General features: G+C 53.2%; 21 protein-coding genes. 8 read left to right on the forward strand and 13 right to left on the reverse strand.

Features of this window, described 5'->3' with window-relative positions; genetic code table 11:
• Positions 1 to 140: 140 nt before the first annotated feature.
• Complete coding sequence (locus HED65_RS07010) at positions 141 to 1286, forward strand: porin (protein WP_114977983.1); 1146 nt, start codon at positions 141 to 143, stop codon at positions 1284 to 1286.
• Positions 1287 to 1409: 123 nt separating this feature from the next.
• Here the strand turns inward: HED65_RS07010 and mnmH are convergent, their stop codons facing one another.
• The 6 genes from mnmH to ppiB all read right to left on the reverse strand — a co-directional run bounded on the left by mnmH (position 1410) and on the right by ppiB (position 5875).
• Positions 1410 to 2480: a tRNA 2-selenouridine(34) synthase MnmH gene (gene mnmH / locus HED65_RS07015; RefSeq protein ID WP_114977984.1), complete on the reverse strand. Its 1071-nt coding sequence runs from the start codon at positions 2478 to 2480 to the stop codon at positions 1410 to 1412.
• An 84-nt stretch (positions 2481 to 2564) separates the two neighbouring features.
• Positions 2565 to 3632, reverse strand: a complete 1068-nt coding sequence (gene purK / locus HED65_RS07020; protein WP_114977985.1) for a 5-(carboxyamino)imidazole ribonucleotide synthase — start codon at positions 3630 to 3632, stop codon at positions 2565 to 2567.
• Positions 3629 to 4138 carry a 5-(carboxyamino)imidazole ribonucleotide mutase gene (purE, locus tag HED65_RS07025; protein ID WP_028017586.1) on the reverse strand — a complete coding sequence of 170 codons (510 nt, stop codon included), beginning with the start codon at positions 4136 to 4138 and terminating at the stop codon, positions 3629 to 3631. Before purE ends, purK begins: the two co-directional genes overlap by 4 nt.
• A 170-nt stretch (positions 4139 to 4308) precedes the next feature.
• On the reverse strand, positions 4309 to 4518 hold the full coding sequence (locus HED65_RS07030; RefSeq protein WP_028017585.1) for a YdgH/BhsA/McbA-like domain containing protein: 210 nt from the start codon (positions 4516 to 4518) through the stop codon (positions 4309 to 4311).
• Between the two features lie 136 nt (positions 4519 to 4654).
• Positions 4655 to 5377 (reverse strand): UDP-2,3-diacylglucosamine diphosphatase, encoded by a 723-nt coding sequence (gene lpxH, locus HED65_RS07035; protein WP_114978096.1) that lies wholly within the window; start codon positions 5375 to 5377, stop codon positions 4655 to 4657.
• Positions 5378 to 5380: 3 nt separating this feature from the next.
• The gene (gene ppiB / locus HED65_RS07040) at positions 5381 to 5875 is read right to left on the reverse strand and encodes a peptidylprolyl isomerase B (RefSeq protein ID WP_028017583.1); all 495 of its coding nucleotides are present in this window, start codon (positions 5873 to 5875) and stop codon (positions 5381 to 5383) included.
• 175 nt (positions 5876 to 6050) lie between these two features.
• On the opposite strand from ppiB, the gene cysS reads away from it, so the two are divergent.
• A complete protein-coding gene (gene cysS, locus HED65_RS07045) occupies positions 6051 to 7436 on the forward strand; it encodes a cysteine--tRNA ligase (RefSeq protein WP_114977986.1) in 1386 nt (461 codons plus the stop codon).
• Positions 7437 to 7526: 90 nt separating this feature from the next.
• Here cysS and HED65_RS07050 read toward each other — a convergent pair whose 3' ends face one another.
• The 5 genes from HED65_RS07050 to folD all read right to left on the reverse strand — a co-directional run bounded on the left by HED65_RS07050 (position 7527) and on the right by folD (position 12038).
• Complete coding sequence (locus tag HED65_RS07050) at positions 7527 to 8048, reverse strand: metal-dependent hydrolase (protein ID WP_114977987.1); 522 nt, start codon at positions 8046 to 8048, stop codon at positions 7527 to 7529.
• Between the two features lie 72 nt (positions 8049 to 8120).
• Positions 8121 to 9137: a Mal regulon transcriptional regulator MalI gene (malI, locus tag HED65_RS07055; RefSeq protein ID WP_114977988.1), complete on the reverse strand. Its 1017-nt coding sequence runs from the start codon at positions 9135 to 9137 to the stop codon at positions 8121 to 8123.
• Between the two features lie 86 nt (positions 9138 to 9223).
• Positions 9224 to 10723, reverse strand: a complete 1500-nt coding sequence (locus tag HED65_RS07060; protein WP_114977989.1) for a PTS transporter subunit EIIC — start codon at positions 10721 to 10723, stop codon at positions 9224 to 9226.
• 234 nt (positions 10724 to 10957) lie between these two features.
• Entirely contained in the window at positions 10958 to 11170 is a 213-nt protein-coding gene (gene ybcJ / locus HED65_RS07065; protein ID WP_114977990.1) for a ribosome-associated protein YbcJ, read from the reverse strand.
• Between the two features lies 1 nt (position 11171).
• A complete protein-coding gene (folD, locus tag HED65_RS07070; protein WP_114977991.1) occupies positions 11172 to 12038 on the reverse strand; it encodes a bifunctional methylenetetrahydrofolate dehydrogenase/methenyltetrahydrofolate cyclohydrolase FolD in 867 nt (288 codons plus the stop codon).
• Positions 12039 to 12348: 310 nt separating this feature from the next.
• On the opposite strand from folD, the gene fimA reads away from it, so the two are divergent.
• The 6 genes from fimA to sfmF all read left to right on the forward strand — a co-directional run bounded on the left by fimA (position 12349) and on the right by sfmF (position 18343).
• Positions 12349 to 12900, forward strand: a complete 552-nt coding sequence (gene fimA, locus HED65_RS07075; RefSeq protein WP_114977992.1) for a type 1 fimbrial major subunit FimA — start codon at positions 12349 to 12351, stop codon at positions 12898 to 12900.
• Between the two features lie 63 nt (positions 12901 to 12963).
• The gene (gene fimI, locus HED65_RS07080) at positions 12964 to 13509 is read left to right on the forward strand and encodes a type 1 fimbrial protein subunit FimI (RefSeq protein WP_114977993.1); all 546 of its coding nucleotides are present in this window, start codon (positions 12964 to 12966) and stop codon (positions 13507 to 13509) included.
• A 34-nt stretch (positions 13510 to 13543) separates the two neighbouring features.
• Positions 13544 to 14236, forward strand: coding sequence for a type 1 fimbria chaperone FimC (gene fimC / locus HED65_RS07085; RefSeq protein ID WP_114977994.1), 693 nt, complete (start codon positions 13544 to 13546; stop codon positions 14234 to 14236).
• Positions 14237 to 14250: 14 nt separating this feature from the next.
• Positions 14251 to 16812, forward strand: coding sequence for a fimbrial biogenesis usher protein (locus tag HED65_RS07090; RefSeq protein WP_114977995.1), 2562 nt, complete (start codon positions 14251 to 14253; stop codon positions 16810 to 16812).
• Entirely contained in the window at positions 16805 to 17812 is a 1008-nt protein-coding gene (fimH, locus tag HED65_RS07095; protein WP_114977996.1) for a type 1 fimbria D-mannose specific adhesin FimH, read from the forward strand. Before HED65_RS07090 ends, fimH begins: the two co-directional genes overlap by 8 nt.
• Before the next feature lie 9 nt (positions 17813 to 17821).
• Entirely contained in the window at positions 17822 to 18343 is a 522-nt protein-coding gene (gene sfmF, locus HED65_RS07100; protein WP_114977997.1) for a fimbria assembly protein, read from the forward strand.
• A 51-nt stretch (positions 18344 to 18394) separates the two neighbouring features.
• Here sfmF and fimZ read toward each other — a convergent pair whose 3' ends face one another.
• Together fimZ and HED65_RS07110 are read right to left on the reverse strand one after the other, a co-directional pair.
• Positions 18395 to 19027: a fimbria biosynthesis transcriptional regulator FimZ gene (gene fimZ / locus HED65_RS07105; RefSeq protein WP_049007446.1), complete on the reverse strand. Its 633-nt coding sequence runs from the start codon at positions 19025 to 19027 to the stop codon at positions 18395 to 18397.
• A gap of 800 nt (positions 19028 to 19827) precedes the next feature.
• Positions 19828 to 20556, reverse strand: coding sequence for a helix-turn-helix transcriptional regulator (locus HED65_RS07110; RefSeq protein ID WP_114977998.1), 729 nt, complete (start codon positions 20554 to 20556; stop codon positions 19828 to 19830).

Genomic DNA, 20556 nt, shown 5'->3' on the forward strand with positions numbered 1-20556 from the left:
GTAATGTTTTAACAGCACAAAAAGATAATATCCGTTAATTTAGTAGCACAAAACATTAAAAAACCGTCCACACAGACTGATTATTTCCAGTTAATATTCACCCGCTAAATATTTAGCAGCGTGTCTATCAAGGAAAAATAATGACTATAAAAAAATCAGCGCTGGCGGTTACGATCGGCGCGGCAGTGGCATTGACTACCTTCGCTTCTCAGGCAGAAATCACCGTTCTTAAACAGGATCCTCAGGCGGGCGATCCCCTGAGCCGTCTGAACTTCACCGTGGGCGGCAGTATCCGTCCACAGTTCAACATGATGACGGGCGACGGCGACAAAGGTTCCTACAAACGTAATGGCTTCGACGGCGGTACCCGTTTCCGTTTCGCAGCTGATTACTACCTGTTTGATGATATCAGTTGGGTAAGCTACTACGAGCTGGGTGTGAACATCCCTGCGCTGTTCGATTGGGACAACCACTACAAAGAAGGCGCGAACAACACTACTCGCCGTATGTTGTACACCGGTCTGAAGAGCGACACCTGGGGTACACTGACCTACGGTCAACAGAATAGCGTTTACTATGATGTGGTTGGCGTGAAAACCGATATCTGGGACTACGATATGATTGGTCAGGCACCAGGTAACGGTATCAACGGTGACTACGACGGTTCTTATCGTTCACGCAACATGCTGAAATATAAGAAAACCATTGGCGATGCTGACATTTATGCATCCTACCTGTTTGAAGACAGCGAATACCTGCCGGGCAACGGCCTGCGTTACAAACGTAAAGGCGGTGGTTCACTGGGTCTGGATTATCACCTGACTAAAGATCTGACCTGGGGTACGGCGTGGAACTACACCCGTGCGGACATGCGTAACCCGGACAACGGCGACAGCAAAACCTACGATCAGAACATCCTCGGTACTGCACTGAGCTGGAAACCTGACAACTGGACCTTCTCCTTTGGCGGCGGCTGGTACCAGAACTTCCTGACCACCAAAAAAGTGTCTGTTAACGACTACTTTGCGGGCGACGCGTGGGGTATTGAATACTTCGCAGGGTATAAATTCCCAATCAATCAGTATGCGGTGAAATCCATCCAGCCTTACTTCATGGGCGATCGCATCGAGTACGTGAACGGCCGTAACTACCAGCGCATCGATAACGGCGTGGGTATCAGCTTCCAGCTGGATTATGGTTTCCGTGTTGATTACGAACACGTATTCACCTCCAGCACCGACGATCTGGGCGATATGAACCTGGTCCGTCTGCGTTACGACTTCTAAGGCGTTTTGTAGGGTGCGGCCTGATGCCCTCACCCTGACCCTCTCCCACGGGGAGAGGGAACAAATATTAAAAACGGCAACCCAGGTTGCCGTTTTGCTTTTACCTCGCCGCCCGGCTTTCTTTTAGCGATTAAGCCAGTCAGCGACCTCGCCATACGTCCCGCGATAGACAATCTTCTCCGCTTTCTTTCCAAGCTGATAGCTGTACATCGGGTCGTAATAATCATTCAGCAACGGGACAAGCCAGCTGAAATGCGCGTCAGTGCTGCCAGAGCGTTGTTGTTCCAGCAGCGCGGAATCTAACAGTGCGGTGAATTCCGCAAAGCGCTGTAACCCCAGACGGCGGCGAATGGCGAACAGGCCGTGGTGCAGGTACTCGCTGTACTCTTTCCAGCCCGCTTCTTCACCGTAGGCCGCAGAAAAATCTGCCCACATATGGTCGAAATACTCTTCGCGCAGGCGCTCAAGACGGATTTCAAACGGGTCGTCGACGACGACAATAGGGGCTTCAACCATCCGGTCGCGCAGGCACTCCGGCAGATGATTGGAGCCAATCATCCGACCTTCATCTTCCAGCACCCAGCGTGCAGCGTCTTTTTTCAATAGCTCAACCGCAAGGTGATTTTCAAAGCTGGCCTGGGAAAGCTGCGGCGTGAGCGTGCGGCCAAACGATGAACCGCGATGGTGCGCCAGCCCTTCCAGATCAATGCCCTGGGCATGTTGCTTAACCAGCAAGGTTTTACCGCTGCCGGTACAGCCGCCGATAAGTACCATCGGTTTTTGTGACTGCTCGGTTGTCACCTGAATTGCTGTCTGACGCAGGGCTTTATAGCCGCCGCGGATCAGTGGGTAGTCGACACCCGCTTCTTTCAGCCAGGCCTGTGAGATGTGCGAACGCTGGCCGCCGCGCGCGCAGCAGAGATAGCCCTCAGGATGGGCAAGGCTGGCTTCCCGCCAGGCGTTGATCCGTGCCTCACGCGTGGTGCCGTTCACCAGACTATGGCCGAGATTTAGTGCAGCTTCGGGGCCCTGGCGTTTATAGCAAGTGCCGACGGCGGCGCGTTCATCATCATTCATTAAAGGCAGGTTGATTGCCGCAGGCATCGCACCCTGAGCAAATTCGATCGGCGCGCGAACGTCGATTAAAGGGGTATCAGACGCGAGGATCGCGCGATAGTCCGTTCCATCGTTCATGGTTTTTCCAGAAGAAAACTAAGCTGCAATGGGCGGGAATTGTACGCCGGGGAAGGGGAAGGTCAACTCCCCGGCGCAGGTGTGTTACTTAAGCTTAGTTTGTGCCCAGACCATTCCGCTCGCGTATTCCGGCGGCAGGAGAGGGATCAGTGCTTCCAGGGTGGCGCTCAGACGGCCGGTGTCGCTGTCGTTCAGGTTCAGGTGACCAACCTTACGACCCGGGCGAACCTCTTTGTCATACCAGTGCAGGTGTACCAGCGGCAGCTTAAGCCAGTCGTAGTTCAGATCGGTTCCAATCAGGTTGATCATCACTGACGGGCTATTCACCACCGGCTGCGGCAGCGGCAGGTCAGTGATGGCGCGCAGGTGCAACTCGAACTGGCTGATGGACGCGCCATTTTGCGTCCAGTGGCCGCTGTTGTGCACGCGCGGCGCAAGCTCGTTGATCAGCAGACCGGACGGCGTGACAAAGCACTCCATCGCCATGACACCCACGTAGCTCAGTTCGTGCATGATGGCAGACAGCATGTCTTCTGCCTGAGCCTGTTGTTCCGCACTGGCCTGCGGAAATGCCACGCTGGTGCGCAGAATACCGTCCTGATGCAGGTTATGCGTCAGCGGATAAAACACAGTGCGGCCATCATGTCCACGCGCACCAACCAGCGACACTTCACCGCTAAAGTTAATGCCCTGCTCAACGATACATTCACCGTAGCAATCATCCGGTAGCTCAGCCGTTTCGTGCGCCCGCAGACGCCATTGTCCACGACCGTCATAACCGCCCACGCGGCGCTTCACGATCGCCAGTTCGCCCAGCATCGCAAAAACATCATTCCACTCGCGTTTATCTGACAGGAGCTGCCACGGCGCGGTCGGTAGACCGAGCTTGTCGAACAGCTGCTTTTGCGTCAGGCGGTCGGCAATAATCGGGAAAACATCGCGGTTAACAAAGGCGTTATGACGCGCCAGCTCGCGAGTCAGCGCAGTTTCCGGCCAGCGTTCAATCTCGGCGGTAATCACGCTCTGGTGGAACGGTACCGCTTCAGGTTCAGCATCCAGCCCGACAGGCCAGACGGAAATACCCAGCGGTTCACCCGCCTGGCGTAGCATACGGCCTAACTGACCGTTACCGAGGACGCAAACCTGCTTCATGCCGCACCCCGTGGGTCCGGATTGTCCAGCACCTCGTCGGTCTGTGCTTTACGCCAGTCAGCCAGACGCTGATGTAAGTCTTTATCATGTGTCGCCAGAATCTGCGCGGCCAGTAGGGCAGCATTTGCAGCACCCGCTTTACCAATCGCCAGCGTGCCGACCGGGATACCCCGTGGCATCTGCACGATGGAATAGAGGCTATCGACACCGCTCAACGCAGCGCTTTGTACCGGTACGCCCAGAACGGGAACCAGTGTTTTAGCGGCAATCATGCCTGGCAGATGTGCTGCGCCGCCCGCACCGGCAATGATCACCTCATAACCGTTTTCTTCAGCGCCTTCGGCGAAGCTGAACAGTTTGTCCGGTGTACGGTGTGCGGAAACCACTTCAACGTGGTGCGGAACATTCAGGATTTCAAAGATTTCGGCGGCGAACTGCATGGTAGCCCAGTCGCTTTTGGACCCCATCACGATGGCGACACGCGCCGGATTATTGCGGGAAGACATGCGTCTTAAAACTCCTGTGGTGCGAAACACACTGCTTTCGAGGGCAAAGAGAATAGCATGTAATACGGGGAAGGAAAACGGTTGCGCGGTTAAAACTTGAGCCGTTGTTACCGCCAGACATAACAAAACAGACCGCAATCTGGCGGTCTGTTTTCGTCAATCAGGTGTGATTATTTAGTCAGTTCTGCGGTCATGTACACGCGGTTATTGACCTGTGCGCTGGTGATTTTATAAGACGCACCTTGTTCAGCAGCCTGAGCGGCGATTTTCGCTTCTGCGCGGTCAAGGGTAGAAGCGCTCGCGCTGACGCTCTGAGCGAAAGAACCGAAAGAGATCATAGAAAGAGCGGCAACTGCAACGAAAGTTTTGATAGATTTCATGGTCGTATTCCTGAAGTAATTTATCTGGGATAGGGCGTGTTGCCCTGATGTGATAAATAATAGGCTGATCATGGGCTGATTAAAATCGGAACAATTTGCCAATGTTGTTCAAAAAAATAGAATGAAATTTGAAAGGTTAAAACGGAAAAGCGATCAGCTCTACACTCTCTGGTGTGACTTTGACCATGGACCCTTCACTGTGCCAGGCTCCCAGTACGACACGGTTCGCCGGTTCGCCATTGGCGATAAGGGAATGTACATCGGGGCGATGAGTATGACCGTGGATTAGCCACTGGACGCGATGCTTTTCCATCACGTTGACCACCGCCTGCGGGTTAACGTCCATGATGGTCATGGATTTGCTGCTGTTGGCGGCTTTACTGCCCGCGCGCATTCTGGCTGCGATACGGTTGCGGATAAACAGTGGCAGGGCCAGGAACACTTTTTGGATCCACGGGGTGTGGACTTTAGCGCGAAACGCCTGATAACCGGTATCGTCGGTGCAGAGCGTATCGCCGTGCATGATCAGGATCTTTCGGCCATAGAGATCAAGCACCTGTTCTTCCGGCAGCAGTTGCATACCGCTTTCGCGGGCGTAGCGCTTGCCGAGCAGGAAATCACGGTTACCATGGATGAAGTAGCAGGGAACACCGGAATCTACCAGCGCTTTAATGGCAGCAGCCATTTCCCGGTGCAGCGGGTTAGGATCGTCGTCGCCAATCCAGGCTTCGAACAGGTCGCCAAGAATATACAGCGCGTCGGCGCTTTTCGCTTCACCGCGTAAAAAACGCAGAAAACCGGCGGTGATCGCCGGTTCTTCTGTTTGCAGATGCAAATCCGCAATAAAGAGTGTCGCCACCAATTACTCGCTGACGGTCACGCTGGTAATCACCACGTCTTCTTTAGGAACGTCCTGGTGCATGCCGCTGCGGCCAGTAGAGACGGCTTTGATCTTATCGACCACGTCCATACCTTCAACCACTTCGGCGAATACGCAGTAGCCCCAACCCTGCAGGCTTTCGCCGGAGAAGTTCAGGAAGTCGTTGTCAGCCACGTTGATGAAGAACTGGGCAGTCGCAGAGTGAGGTGCCTGAGTACGGGCCATCGCCAGCGTACCACGGGTGTTTTTCAGACCGTTGTTCGCTTCGTTTTTGATCGCTTCTTTGGTCTCTTTCTGGTGCATGCCAGGTTCAAAACCGCCGCCCTGGATCATAAAGCCGTTGATCACGCGGTGGAAAATGGTGTTGTTGTAGAAACCTTCGCGGCAGTAGTCCAGGAAGTTTTTAACTGTTTCAGGCGCTTTGTCATCAAAGGTTTTGATTACGATATCGCCATGATTAGTGTGGAAAGTAACCATTTTTGCATCCTGTTCCGTTATTGTGGTGCGTCAACCCGTGTTCGGGTCACATATAGGGGCTTGTTATAGCATAACCACAGGACGCGATCACCTTGCATTGTGTGCTGATCCTATTCCGAATTATGGGTATTATAGGGAACAAACAACCCACACACGTGTTTACATGGAATCTTCGATGTTAAAAATCTTTAATACAATGACGCGCCAAAAAGAGGAATTTAAACCTATCCATGCCGGGGAAGTCGGCATGTACGTGTGTGGTATTACGGTTTACGATCTCTGTCATATTGGCCATGGCCGTACCTTTGTCGCCTTCGACGTTGTTTCACGTTACCTGCGTTTTCTGGGGTACAACCTGAAGTACGTGCGCAACATTACTGACATTGACGACAAAATCATTAAACGCGCTAATGAAAATGGCGAGAGCTTTGTGGCGCTGGTGGACCGCATGATCGCTGAAATGCACAAAGACTTTGATGCATTAAATATTCAGCGCCCGGACAGTGAGCCACGTGCAACCCACCATATTCACGAAATTATTGAGATCACGGAAAAGCTGATCGCACGCGGCCATGCCTACGTTGCGGATAACGGCGACGTGATGTTCTCCGTGCCGACGGACCCAACCTACGGCGCGCTTTCCCGTCAGGATCTGGACCAGCTTCAGGCCGGTGCCCGCGTTGACGTCGTTGACGTGAAGCGCAACCCGATGGATTTCGTCTTGTGGAAAATGTCCAAAGAGGGTGAACCGAGCTGGCCATCTCCGTGGGGCGAAGGGCGTCCTGGTTGGCACATTGAGTGTTCGGCGATGAACTGCAAGCAGCTGGGCAAGCACTTCGACATTCACGGCGGCGGTTCGGATCTGATGTTCCCGCACCACGAAAACGAAATCGCGCAGTCCACCTGCGCGCATGGCGGCGAGTACGTTAATTACTGGATGCACTCCGGGATGGTGATGGTTGACCGCGAGAAGATGTCTAAATCACTCGGCAACTTTTTCACCGTGCGTGACGTGCTGAAGTATTACGATGCGGAAACCGTGCGTTACTTCCTGATGTCTGGTCACTACCGTAGCCAGCTGAACTACAGCGAAGAGAACCTGAAACAGGCGCGCTCGGCGCTGGAGCGTTTGTACACCGCGCTGCGCGGTACCGACAAGTCTGTTCCTGCTGCGGGCGGTGAAGCGTTTGAAGCTCGCTTCGTTGAGGTGATGAACGACGACTTCAACACCCCGGAAGCGTACTCCGTGCTGTTCGACATGGCGCGTGAAGTGAACCGCCTGAAGTCAGAAGATATGGCAGCAGCGAATGCCCTGGCTTCACATCTGCGTAAGATTTCTTCCGTGCTCGGCCTGCTGGAACAGGAGCCGGACGTGTTCCTGCAAAGCGGTGCGCAGGCGGACGATGGTGAAGTGGCGGAAATTGAAGCGTTGATCAAAGCGCGTCTGGAAGCGCGTCAGTCGAAAGACTGGGCGGCGGCAGATGCGGCGCGTAACCGTCTGACCGAGATGGGCATCATTCTGGAAGATGGCCCGCAGGGAACCACCTGGCGTCGTAAGTAAGTCTGTAACGCCCGGTGGCGCTTACGCTTACCGGGCCTACAAAATCATGACCGTAGGCCGGGTAAGGCGTAGCTGCCACCCGGCTTTCTTTTACCGCCGTCTCCACCACAACATCCCCATCAGCACTACCCCCGGTAGCCACACCCACAGCAATTCTGAAATGATCACCTGATGCCCGTACGGCGTGGTATAGCGTGACAGCGCGAACGGTGCGACCTTAATCACCTGCCATGGCGCAAAGAAGCGTTCGTCTGACCACGGCCACAACCAGCCAACCCCTTTTCCCCCCGTGGTAATGGAATCCAGCAGGCTGTGCGACAGTAATGACACAGTTAAAAACAGCCAGCACCGGGTCAGACTAGCTCTGAACCATCGTCGACCGATCAGCACGCAGAGTATCGGCACCACAAAGGCAAACAGCAGGGAGTGAGTAAAGCCGCGATGGCCGAAAACATTGCCATAGGCGACGCCGAACTTAAACGCCAGCACGTCGGCGTCCGGCAACATCGCGAGGACAATTCCAGTAAACAGCAGACGAGGCGGAATAACTCTGGTTCCCAGGCCTAAGCCCAGGCAAAGCGGAACAGCAGCGTGAGTGATAACGGTGGGCATCGTAATTATCCATGACAAATCATGGAACTATAGCAGCGAATCCTTCGCGCAGACCTGTGCTAAATTCTGATTTTACGCCGACTCGCGTGCGATAAGCTGCCCGGAGAGGGTAATCCGCTGCGTTTGCAAGTCCGGCTCTTTCAGCTTGCGAATAATCAACCCGGCTGCCTGACGGCCCGTCTCTTCACTGGCGGAGGAGACGTAGGTCAATGACGGCGACGTGAGGTTTACGTGCAGCATATCTTCGAAACCGACCAGCGCGACCTGCTGCGTCAGAAACACGTCTTTACCCACCGTACGCCCGACCTGATGAATCGCTGATATGGAGCCGATCATGGCATCAGGTGAGTGGCAGAGCAGGGCGGTGATGGTGTTGTTTTTTTCCAGTAACTGACGAGTGGCAAAACCTGCTGCCAGCGTGTCATCGCTGCAGGCCGGAGAGTATTCATCGCGCCAGACCAGCCCGTTTTGCGTCATCGCGCTGCGAAAACCAAGCAGGCGCTGCTCGCGAATAAGGCAGCCCTCACGCCCGCCAATGTAGGCGATATTGCGATGGCCGCGCTCGATAAGATAACGCACCGCCAGATTTGCCGCCTGACGGTTATCGCGCATCACCAGGTTGCATTTTTCATCCAGCAGCGACTGAGAGACCGCAACCAACGGCAATGGGCAATGACGAATGTGTTCCGGCAGGGTGGATGTCCGGGTGTCAGAAGCCAGGTAAATAACCCCGGCGACGCCCTGCTGTTTAAACGACAGCAGGCAGCGCTCAAGATGATCATAGTCATTCTGAGGCTGGCCGAGAAACACCATATACCCCTGTTTTTCCAGCTCCTGGACGATGCTCGCCATCACCTTGATGGAGAAGCTGTCGCTGAAGTCACGGAGGATAAGACCGATAAGATTGGAGGTGTTGGCGCGAAGGTTGGCCGCGGCGACGTTATGCACATAGCCCAGGGTATTGATGGCAGCGTTGACCTTCTCGATCGTCGCCTCTGAGATTTTCCCTTTCTGGCGCAGCACCAGTGATACGGTAGAAACCGAAACCCCTGCGAGCTTTGCGACATCAATAATGCTGACTTTCTTCAAAATCACTCCCTGAAATTAACCGATTATCAGCCAGATACAACAATACGTCTCCCAGCGTACAGGAGACGCGTCGTTCAGGCATCTTATTATTTGCCGATCATGGTGGACATGGTCTGGGCGATAAACTGTGCTCTGGCACCGAAAATCACCTGAATACCGTTGTCGCCGACGAAGACCACGCCGCGAGCACCGAGTCCATTCAGGCCGTCTTTATCTACCACCTCGCTTTTTGCCACTTCCAGACGTAAACGGGTGATACAGGAACCGACGGAGTCGATATTATGCGCCCCGCCCAGCAGGGTGATGATCTCAGTCGCGAGTTCTGAATCCGACTTATCGTCTGCGCTGGCGGTCACTTCAGTGCGGCCCGGCGTTTTCACGTCGAAACGACGGATCACAAAGCGGAACGTGAAGTAGTAAATCAGGCCCATTGGAATGCCGATGATAATGGCATTCAGGAAGTTGGTTTTATAACCGTTAAACGACGGCAGGATCCCGAATGACAGATAGTCGATAAAACCCGCTGAGAACGATTTGGCGATATGCGCATGCAGCAGATACATGGTCATATAAGCCAGGCCCGCCATGATGGCGTTAAAGACGTACAGAATCGGTGCCACGAAGATAAAAGTAAACTCGACCGGCTCGGTGATCCCCGTCAGGAAGCAGGTGAGTGCCGCAGAGAACAGGATACCGGCCGCGATTTTTTTGTTCTTCGTGTGGGCTTCGTGATACATCGCCAGGCACGCCGCAGGCAGTGCGAACAGCATCAGCGGGAATTCACCCTGCATGAACTTACCGGCGTTCTCGTAGGTGTCGCTGCTGAAGGATTTGACCCCTTCTTCCAGCATCTTGAACCAGATGGTCTGGTCGCCATGGATAACCTGTCCGGCCTGGGTCGTGTAATCCCCGAATGAATACCAGAAGGATGGATACCAGATGTGGTGCAAGCCAAGCGGGATCAGCGCACGCTCGACCAGGCCGAAGATAAAGGTCGACGCCGCCTGATTATCACCGTTAACGATTACGGAGAGCGCGTCGATACCGGCCTGGATATGTTGCCAGACGTAGGGCAGCAGTAACCCCATCAGGAAAGAAAGGAACGCTGTGGCAATCGCTACGAAGCGTTTACCTGAGAAGAAGCCAAGAAATTCCGGCAGTTGCATGGTGTGGAAGCGGTTATAACACCAGGCCGCGAGAATACCGCAAATCAGGCCGCCGAAGACGCCCATTTGCAGTGTCGGGATGCCCACCACCATGGCGTATTTCCCGCCCTGTGACGCCATTTCCGGCGTGATACTCAGCACGGTGCTGATGGTGATATTAGTGACAAACACCGATACCGCCGCAGACAGTGCGGCAATACCGGATTCAGACGCCAGACCGACGGCAGAGCCAATGGCGAACAGCATCGGCAGGTTATCAAAAATAACCCCGCCTGCGTTCATCATCAGCGGCAGGTGGAACTTATCGCCGAAGGCCAGCAACAGGCCCGCAGCGGGAAGCAGTGAAATTGGCAGCATCAAGGCGCGACCAATCATAGACAACTTAGACAGCGATTTAACAAACCCTGATATCAGACTCATGCTGATTTCCCCCGAGTAGCGCTTTTTTTGGCGCTGTTATTGTAAGTAGAACGTTTTAGTAGAACGTTCTACTTATCGTGGGCAAAGTGTGAAAAACGCGCAACTGAATTTTCACTTTTCAACAGAGGAAATAGTGATTATTTGAAGTTGATCGATAAATAACCGCGATGGGTTTGAGGGGATTTTTTATCCCCTCTCCCTGTGGGAGAGGGTTAGGTAAGGGCATCAAACGGCTCAGGCCGTAACGGTCACGCTCTGTCCTTCGAAGCTCACGGTTTGGCCCGCGACAATCTTGCAGCGTTTGCGGGTTTCTACCACGCCGTCGACTTTTACTCGCCCGTCGGCGATCACGATTTTCGCCTGCGCACCGCTTTCGCTCCAGCCTTCCAGCTTCAGCAGATCGCACAGCTCAATGTGTGGGTGTTTTCCTAACGAAAATGTGGCCATCTTACACGTCCTCTACATCGTGGTACTCTTCGCATGCCTGCAAAGTATTCTGAATCAATGTGGCGACGGTCATCGGGCCTACGCCGCCTGGTACCGGGGTGATGTAAGAGGCACGAGCCGCAGCATCTTCATACACCACGTCACCGACGACTTTGCCGTTTTCCAGACGGTTAATTCCGACGTCCACGACAATCGCCCCCTCTTTAATCCATTCACCTGGAATAAAGCCCGGTTTCCCGACGGCAACGATCAGCAGATCGGCGTTCTCTACGTGGTGACGCAGATTTTTGGTGAAACGGTGGGTGACGGTGGTGGTGCAGCCTGCAAGCAGCAGCTCCATGCTCATCGGGCGGCCAACAATGTTGGAGGCACCAATGACCACGGCGTTCAGACCGTAGGTGTCGATGTTATAACGCTCCAGCAGCGTCACGATACCACGCGGCGTACACGGACGCAGACGCGGTGCACGCTGGCACAGGCGGCCAACGTTGTACGGATGGAAACCGTCAACGTCTTTATCCGGTGCGATACGCTCCAGCACCTTCACGTTGTCGATGCCTGCTGGCAGCGGCAACTGAACCAGAATACCGTCGATCTCTTTATCGGCATTCAGAGTGTCAATAAGTTCCAGCAGTTCTGCTTCGCTGGTGGTTTCTGGCAAATCGTAAGAGCGGGAGACGAAGCCCACCTCTTCACACGCTTTGCGTTTGCTGCCGACATAAATCTGTGATGCCGGGTTGCTACCAACCAGCACAACGGCCAGCCCAGGGGCGCGTTTTCCGGCGGCTTTACGCGCCTTCACTTTTTCCGCAACCTCAGAGCGCACCTGCTGCGCAATCGTTTTACCGTCAATAATCTTTGCTGCCATCAGAGAGAAGATTCCGTCTGTAACGTTTGAAAGGGGGGATTGCCTGTATTTTGTCAGAAGCGAGCGCCGCTGTCAGTCACCCTTTGCGAGTTTTCATCAGCAGGGCGTAAAAACCCTTCCGGATGGATGGTCAATTTCTTAGGCGGGATTAGGATGTGACCTGGAGAAATGGCAGCGTTTTGACATATTTAAAAAATGATTCCTGAGCTACTTTGTCTCCTCCGAAATAAGTTTTCAATTCAACAATTGAACGTATTTCTTATTCCCGATTATTCGCGGGAAGGGTTATTTACATTTTAAAGGAATAGACATGAAACTCAGCAACATTGCTTCTACTGTTATTGCAACTCTGGCCCTGGTCGCGGGTGCCGCTCATGCAGATCCGGTTTCCGTAAATGGCGGTACTGTGCATTTTAAAGGTGAACTGGTTAATGCTGCATGTTCAGTAAATACCGATTCTTCCGAGCAGACTGTTAATCTCGGTCAGTACCGTACCGCGAAATTCACTAAAGTGGGCGACACTACCTCTAATATCCCATTCAACATTGAACTGAACGATTGCGATCCACTGGTAGCAAAAACCGCTGCTGTTGCGTTCACTGGTCAGATTGATGCAACTGACAAAACTCTGCTGGCAGTGACTTCCGGTAACAATGACAACACCGCGAAAGGCGTGGGTATCGAGATCCTCGACAACAAATCCAGCGTTCTGACCCCAGACGGTGCAACCTTCTCTGCTGCGCAGAACCTGATCGAAGGAACGAACACCCTGCAATTCACCGCGCGTTATAAGTCAACGGCTGCGACCACTGAGCCAGGCCAGGCAAACGCTGACGCCACCTTCGTTATGAAATACGAATAATTCGTACAGGGATGTCCAGGCCTCAGGGACGAGGCCGTCATACGCTAATGCCAGGAACGAAGGATGACAAAAACGGGAGCACTACTGCTTTTTACCCTTGCGATGGCTAACCAGGCAACGGCACATACTGTGGTGATCGAAGGCGGGAAAGTTCACCTCAGAGGTGAGCTGGTGAATGGCGGCTGCGCCGTGGCGCCCGACAGCCAGAATATGCGCATCGACATGGGACAGTATCGAACCAATTCATTTGCCGGGGTGGGCAGTTTTTCCACGGTGAATGTGCCCTTCACTGTGCGGCTACTGGATTGCAGCGTTGATGTCTCGCGCACCGTGGGGATCCAGTTTCAGGGTGTCACGCCCGCAGAAGATCCGCAGGTTTTTCTGGCGACATCGCGGCCAGGTGAAACACCTGTCAGCAGCGGTGTGGGGCTGGCGCTCTTTGACGAACAACAACGTCAGATTATCCCAAATGCGACGGCCGTCAGCTGGTTGCCGGTAAATACCAGTGAACTCGCGTTTCATTTTAGCGCCCGCTATCGGGCTATTTCCGAACATCTCATGCCAGGCAATATTCAGTCGGATGTCTGGTTTACGTTGATTTATCCATAACACCTGCGAACACATTATTAAAGGTACGGTTGTGATGAATACCCGAATTAAACCAGGACTTTTTTTATCGTTTATTTTGATGATGGTTTCTGCTTGCGCGAATGCTTCCGGCGGTATTGCGCTGGGGGCCACGCGCGTTATTTATCCGGCAGATGCGAAGCAAACGTCGCTGGCGATCACTAACAGCAACAAACAAGAACGCTATTTAATCAACGCATGGATCGAAAATGCGAACGGGCAAAAAGAAAAAACCTTTGCCGTCACACCGCCTCTGTTTGTGAGCGAGCCAGACAGCGAAAACACGCTGCGTATTATTTACGCCGGACCGACGCTGCCCGCCGACCGTGAATCGCTCTTTTACATGAACGTGAAAGCGATCCCGTCAGTGAACAAAGCGAAAACGGAAAACAATAACGTACTGCAACTGGCGATCCTTTCGCGTATCAAACTGTTCGTACGCCCGAACAATCTGGCGATGCAGCCGGAAGAGGCGCTCTCCCAGCTGCGTTTTGAGCGTACTGGCAACCACCTCAAAGTCAGCAACGCGTCTCCGTATTACATCACCCTGGTCAACATGAAGCTGGGTGGTAAGACGCTGGATAACCTGATGGTTGCGCCTAAAAACTCAGCACAGCAGGTACTGCCAGCCGGTGCGAGCGGCACGCTCTCCTGGCAGAGCGTGAATGACTACGGTGCCATTACACCGGCGCGTAGCGTCAACCTGTGAGCAGAGTCAGGGCGATGAAAAATCATCAGGGACGTTACTGCCCGGTTGCACTGGCGCTGATGGCCGCGCTCTGGCCGCAGGCTGGCTGGAGCGAAAGCTACTTCAACCCGGCCTTCTTGTCCGACGATACCGCCAGCGTGGCGGATTTGTCGCGTTTTGAACAAGGTCACCAGCAGGCACCCGGCGTTTATCGCGTGGATATCTGGCGTAATGATGAGTTTATCGGTACCCAGGACGTGCGCTTTGAGCAAGCCGAAAACACCCCGCCGGTGGCGGGCGGTTTATCGCCGTGTATTACGCGCGCGATGCTCGATCGATTTGGTGTCAATGTTGCGGCATTTCCTGAACTGGCAAATGTACAGGGCGATACCTGCGTTCCGCTGACCAAGGCCATTCCCGGCAGCGAGACGGCATTTAACTTTGCCTCTCAGCGTCTGAACGTCAGCCTGCCGCAGGTGGCGTTGCAGAACAGCGCCCGTGGCTACATTCCGCCTGAACAGTGGGATGAAGGCATTCCCGCCGCACTGTTGAACTACAGTTTCACCGGTAACCGGGGCAGTGAAGACGACAGTTATTACCTGAACCTGCAGAGCGGGTTGAACTATGGCGCCTGGCGTTTACGTAACAATGGCGCATGGCGTTACACGCAGAATAACGGGCAACGGCACAGCGAGTGGCAGAATATCGGCACCTGGGCGCAACGCACCGTCATTCCGCTTAAAAGTGAACTGGTGCTGGGTGACAGTAATACCGGCAATGATGTCTTCGACAGTGTCGGTTTTCGCGGTGGACGGCTCTTTTCATCTGACAGCATGTACCCTGATAGCCTGCAGGGTTATGCACCTACCGTACGCGGAATTGCCAGGACGCCAGCTAAAGTCGTGGTTCGTCAGAACGGCTATGTTATCTATCAAAGCTATGTCCAGCCTGGCGCGTTTGCTATCACCGATCTCAACCCGACCTCCTCAAGCGGTGACCTGGAGGTGACGGTTGAAGAGAAAGATGGCACCCAGCAGCGCTATACCGTTCCGTACTCCACGGTACCGCTCCTGCAGCGTGAAGGACGCTGGAAATATGACCTTGTGGCGGGGGATTACCGCAGCGGTAACAGCGATCAGGATACGCCATTCTTTACTCAGGGAACCCTGATTACCGGTCTTGCCGATGGTTACACGCTGTACGGTGGTACCCAACTGGCATCTCGTTATACCGCGGTGGCTATCGGGGCCGGAAAAAACCTCGGTGACTGGGGTGCGGTCTCGCTCGATATTACTCACGCCCGCAGCCAGCTCGCGGACGACAGCAAACATGAAGGACAGTCTCTGCGCTTCCTGTACGCGAAATCACTCAACGGTTTCGGCACCAACTTCCAGTTGCTGGGTTACCGCTACTCCACAAAAGGGTTTTACACCCTGGACGATGTGGCCTGGCGCTCAATGGAAGGTTATCAGTATGCCGATAACCAGGATGAAGATGGCGTCCCGGACGTGCAGAGTTATCACAACCTGACATGGAATAAAAAAGGGCGCTTCCAGCTCAATATTTCTCAGTCGCTGGGTGACTATGGATCGGTATATATCTCCGGCAGCGAGCAGAGCTACTGGGGAACCGATGAGACAAACCTCTGGTATCAACTGGGGTATGCGGGAGGCGTGAAGGGGATCAACTACTCCGTCTCCTGGTCGTGGAACAAATCCGTCGGGATAGAAGGTACCGACCGGATCGCGTCGTTTAACGTCTCCGTACCGTTCAGCCTCTTTACCCCTCAGGGGTATCGCCGGGATAGCGCGATTGACCGCGCCTATGCCACGGCATCCGCCAGCCGAAACAGCGATGGCGATACGAGCTGGCAAACCGGCGTCAGCGGTACGCTGCTGGAGGATCGCAACCTGAACTACAGCGTGACCCAGGGACACACCAGCAATAATGGCTCAAGCGGTAGCGCCAGCGCCAACTGGCAGGCGACTTACGGCACGTTGGCCGCGGGTTATAACTACTCACGCGATCAGCACGATCTCAACTGGCAGCTCTCCGGTGGTGTGGTCGGCCATGCCGACGGGGTGACTTTCAGTCAGCCACTGGGTGACACCAACGTGCTGATCAAAGCGCCGGGTGCATCGGGCGTCAGTGTGGAAAACCAGACCGGCGTGAAAACCGACTGGCGAGGCTATGCGGTTATGCCGTATGCCACCGTCTATCGCTACAACCGCGTGGCGCTGGATACCAACACCATGAGCAACAACACCGATATCGAAAACAACGTGAGTAGCGTGGTGCCAACCAAAGGCGCACTGGTACGCGCCAGCTTTGATACGCGTATTGGTGTGCGTGCCCTGCTGACGGTGACACGCGGTAACCAGCCCGTGCCGTTCGGTGCCGTGGTGCGCGAAACCCAGAGTGGCGTTACCAGCATGGTGGGGGATGACGGGCAGATCTACCTGAGTGGGCTGCCGCTGGAAGGTGAACTGCTTATCCAGTGGGGCGATGGGGCGCAGTCCCAATGTCGTGCACCTTACAGCTTGCCTGAACAGAGCCTGCAACAAGCGATCACACTTAAGGGGATCAGCTGTGATTAAAACCCAAATCTTTGCCCTGTCGCTTCTGGCGTTACTGCCCGCGACAAAAGCATTAGCGACCGTGTGCGTCAATGAAAGAGGTGTACCGACGGAAGTGCATTACGACCTGACGGATAAATTCAATAGTTCGAATAACCAGGTCGGGCAGGTCGTGACGCTCAGCGAGAAATCACAGTGGGTAGGGGTGAATGCCGTCTGCCCTAAGGGCACGACCGGTAATACCACCAAACGTAGCTATGTGACAGATTACCCGATCACCGGGACCAGCGATGGCTACCAGTATCTGAAGCTTAATGACTATCTGGACGGGGCGATGAAAATCACGGACAGCTTTGCTGGCGCGTTTTATCCACCCAAAAACTATATCCAGATGGGGAGTCATCCGAACGTTTCAAAAAACAAACCGTTTGGTGTGCAGGATTCCAGCCTTATTTTCCGCCTTAAAGTGACGCGACGCTTTATCAATATGGTGGTGATCCCACGAGCCACCATGTTCCGTGTTTACGTCACCACCACGTCCTCTGATCCGTTAACCACGCCGGTCTACACCATCAGCTACAGCGGAACTATTCAGGTGCCGCAGAGCTGCGCCATCAATGCCGGTAATGTGGTTGAGTTTGATTTCGGCGACATTGGCGCCTCTTTGTTCAGCAAAGCGGGTGTGGGTAACAAGCCGGAGGGCGTCTCATCGCAAAGCAAAACCATCGCGATTAAATGCACCAACGTAGAGGCGAACGCCATGCTGACGATGCGTGTCGAGGCTGAAAAGGTCTCCGATAATGTACTGGTGTCCGATAACCCGGATGTTGGCTTCATCATTGCCAACGAGAGCGGTGCGCCGCTCACGCCCAACAACCTGACGAGCAAAATTCCGTTCCGCCTCGACGACAGTGCGCAGGCGCAGGTGGGGATCCGGGTCTGGCCGGTGAGCGTGACGGGCAACAAGCCAGCGGAAGGGCGCTTTACTTCGCGCGGATATTTGCGTGTGGATTACGACTAAGGAGCCGATATGCGAAACGGGATCCGTTTTATCACCGTGGCGCTCTTTGCGCTTTGCACACAAGCTCAGGCGGAAACCGCGTTGGGCGAAATTAACATTCGGCTCTACGGCAATATTGTCGATTTTACCTGCGTAGCCGAGGGGAGCGATAGCGACAAAACCGTCACGTTGGGCACCTGGCCGACTAAACAGCTCAGCTCCACCGGAAGCCGCACACAGCCCATGCCGTTTACGCTGAAGCTGACTGGCTGTCCGCCGGGGGCGGCGTCGATCACGTTTTCAGGCAAAGCTGACGGAAGTAATAACGGGTTGCTGGCGTTGAATGACGCCAGTACAGCAAGTCATGTCGCCGTTGAGATCAGGGATGCGGATAAAACGCGCCTGGCGCTTCAACAGGCCAGCAAGCCAGTCACAGTTGATGCGCAGGGGAATGCGATTCTGTCGTTTTATGCCAATTATATTGCCACTGCCGATAACCCTCAGCCCGGACAGGCTGACGCTGATGCCACTTTCATGATTAACTATAATTAGCACTGACCGCACTCCCTGCAGCTCAGATAAGCTGCAGGGAGTGAATTCAGGTTATAGCAGTTCGTGCGCTTTGGCGTAATCAATTAATTCCACGATACTTTGCACGCCCAGCTTGGAATAAATGTTGGATTTGTGCGCACTAATGGTTTTGTTACTTAATAGTAGCTGTTCAGCTATTTCCTTATTGGATAATCCATTCGCCAGATAACGTAATACCGTGACTTCACGATTCGATAATGGCATATCCACTGCGATCCCTTTCCCTGAACCCTGGTGGTTTATAAAGTTCAGCGTTTCCGACGGGAAAAAAGAATACCCCATCAGGATCATATCTACGGCATTGTAGATCTCACCCAGGTCTTTTCGTTTACTGACAAAGCCATTTGCCCCAGCGCGAATGGCACGGCCGGAGTAAAATAACTCTGATTTTGACGAGAGAAACAGAATCTTAATGTTTTTATTTAAGTTTCTGATTCTCTTGAGTAAAGCGAAAGCATCTGTACTCGTGAGTTCGATGTCAAGGATCACCATATCAATAGGGTGATTACGGATACAGTCAAGGACTTCATGGCTGTCGCCAGACTTGAGCTTGACGGTGATGTTTTTATTTTTCTGTAGCAGGACTTCTATCGACATTCTGACAATAGGGTGTTCGTCCATAATGATAACGGATGCCGGTTTCATTTTTAATGCCTCAGATTGTTAAAAGCGTTATGCAGAGCCTGGTAAAACTCACGAAATGCCGGAAGGATATAATGTGCAGATCCCTATACCGTAGTATTTCCCTGGAAAGAGCGAAAGCATCCTTGTTTACGTAATGAAAAGAACTATGCCTCAGCGCGGTCATCTCATTTGGCTGGTGTTGGCAAAAAGGTTTTTCTTATTCAGATTTGGTACGCATCTTATTATACAGGGTAAGTTTTTTCCGAAAACCCTGTAAATTAATATCCGGGTATTCGTTTGTATTATCTTCTGGATCTGAATCGCTAATTTTTTAAAATTAGCGGAAATATCCTGTTATCCCATTTACCGCATATTTTCGTCTTTATGTAATAACAAAAAATAACAGATATCTCTGTATGTTGATTAATTGTTAACAAAAACACGCCTTTTTTAAAGGGCCGAACCCGCTGTGGAGAGGTTAAAAATTACCCTCACAGGCCGTCAGACCTTCATTTGAAAGTTCTTACGTTGACCCGGATAACGGCGTCAGCTGCACAGGAGAACATGCTGACTGCTTCACTTTTTACTTCGGGAAGGTGCCGCTAAGTTGTTTGTTTTTACATCATTATCATCTTATTAACGCCTTCTGCATTCACTTAACGGATGGAGGAAAATTCTGCTGTTTCGTCAATTTGTGGTATTTCACAGGGTTCACGCCCATAAATTAGGAATAGTTATAATTTCGATTTTATTGTTAATAATTAACATTTTTGCAACGTAAGTGGTAAGTAAATTCCTAAACCGCTTTAGGAAATAAGGGGTTATGACGTGAGTGAAAACGTGCAGTCTGAGAGGTTATTAAGAAGATGTAGCAATTCCTGGCGATGGCTTAACCCTAGTTTCAGCAGGATGCAACTGAGACGATAGATAATGCGGCTATAGGGACGATTTTGCATATGGGCAATCTGACGTAATGTCTTGCCCCGGGAAAGCTCCTGCAGGATGGGCCATTCATTGCGCGAGAACCAGTCTTTCCCGGTACCCAGCGGGGGACGAGTATCCAGCAGGCTGTGCTGGAGCGCAGCAGCGTTCAGCTGACGTTCGAGCACATGAAAGGGACCTGCCGCTTTGCAGAAGAGGCGGGTGTCATAATTATCGGCCCGGACCAACAGCCAGGGGGTAAGGAAAGGAGGGAACAGGCTATGCCGTCTCAACTGATCCAGTTTCTCCAGAAGCCCCGTGGACCGGCTTTCAATATCCACGACCAGACGGGCTGATGGCCACTGTGTCTGAGCAACAAGGGCGTCGTCCAGCGTGGTATAGTCGCAGCAGCAGCTCAGGGGAAACTGCCCGTTGAGAAAACCAGTACGCAGGAAATGATCCTCCGTCACCAGAAGGATAAACGGGGCGTCTGTTTTGCGGGGCTGGCTGATGGACTGGCTCAAAAATTCGAGTCGGTCGAAAAAGGGGGGAGCAAAAGGCGAGTGCGTAAATCCCAGAGCATCACTTCCTGTACGCCGCCGCCTGTAACGGCGTACTGTCATTCGCAT

The sequence above is a fragment of the Pantoea sp. LS15 genome, from assembly GCF_012241585.1.
Taxonomy (GTDB): Bacteria; Pseudomonadota; Gammaproteobacteria; order Enterobacterales; family Enterobacteriaceae; genus Enterobacter.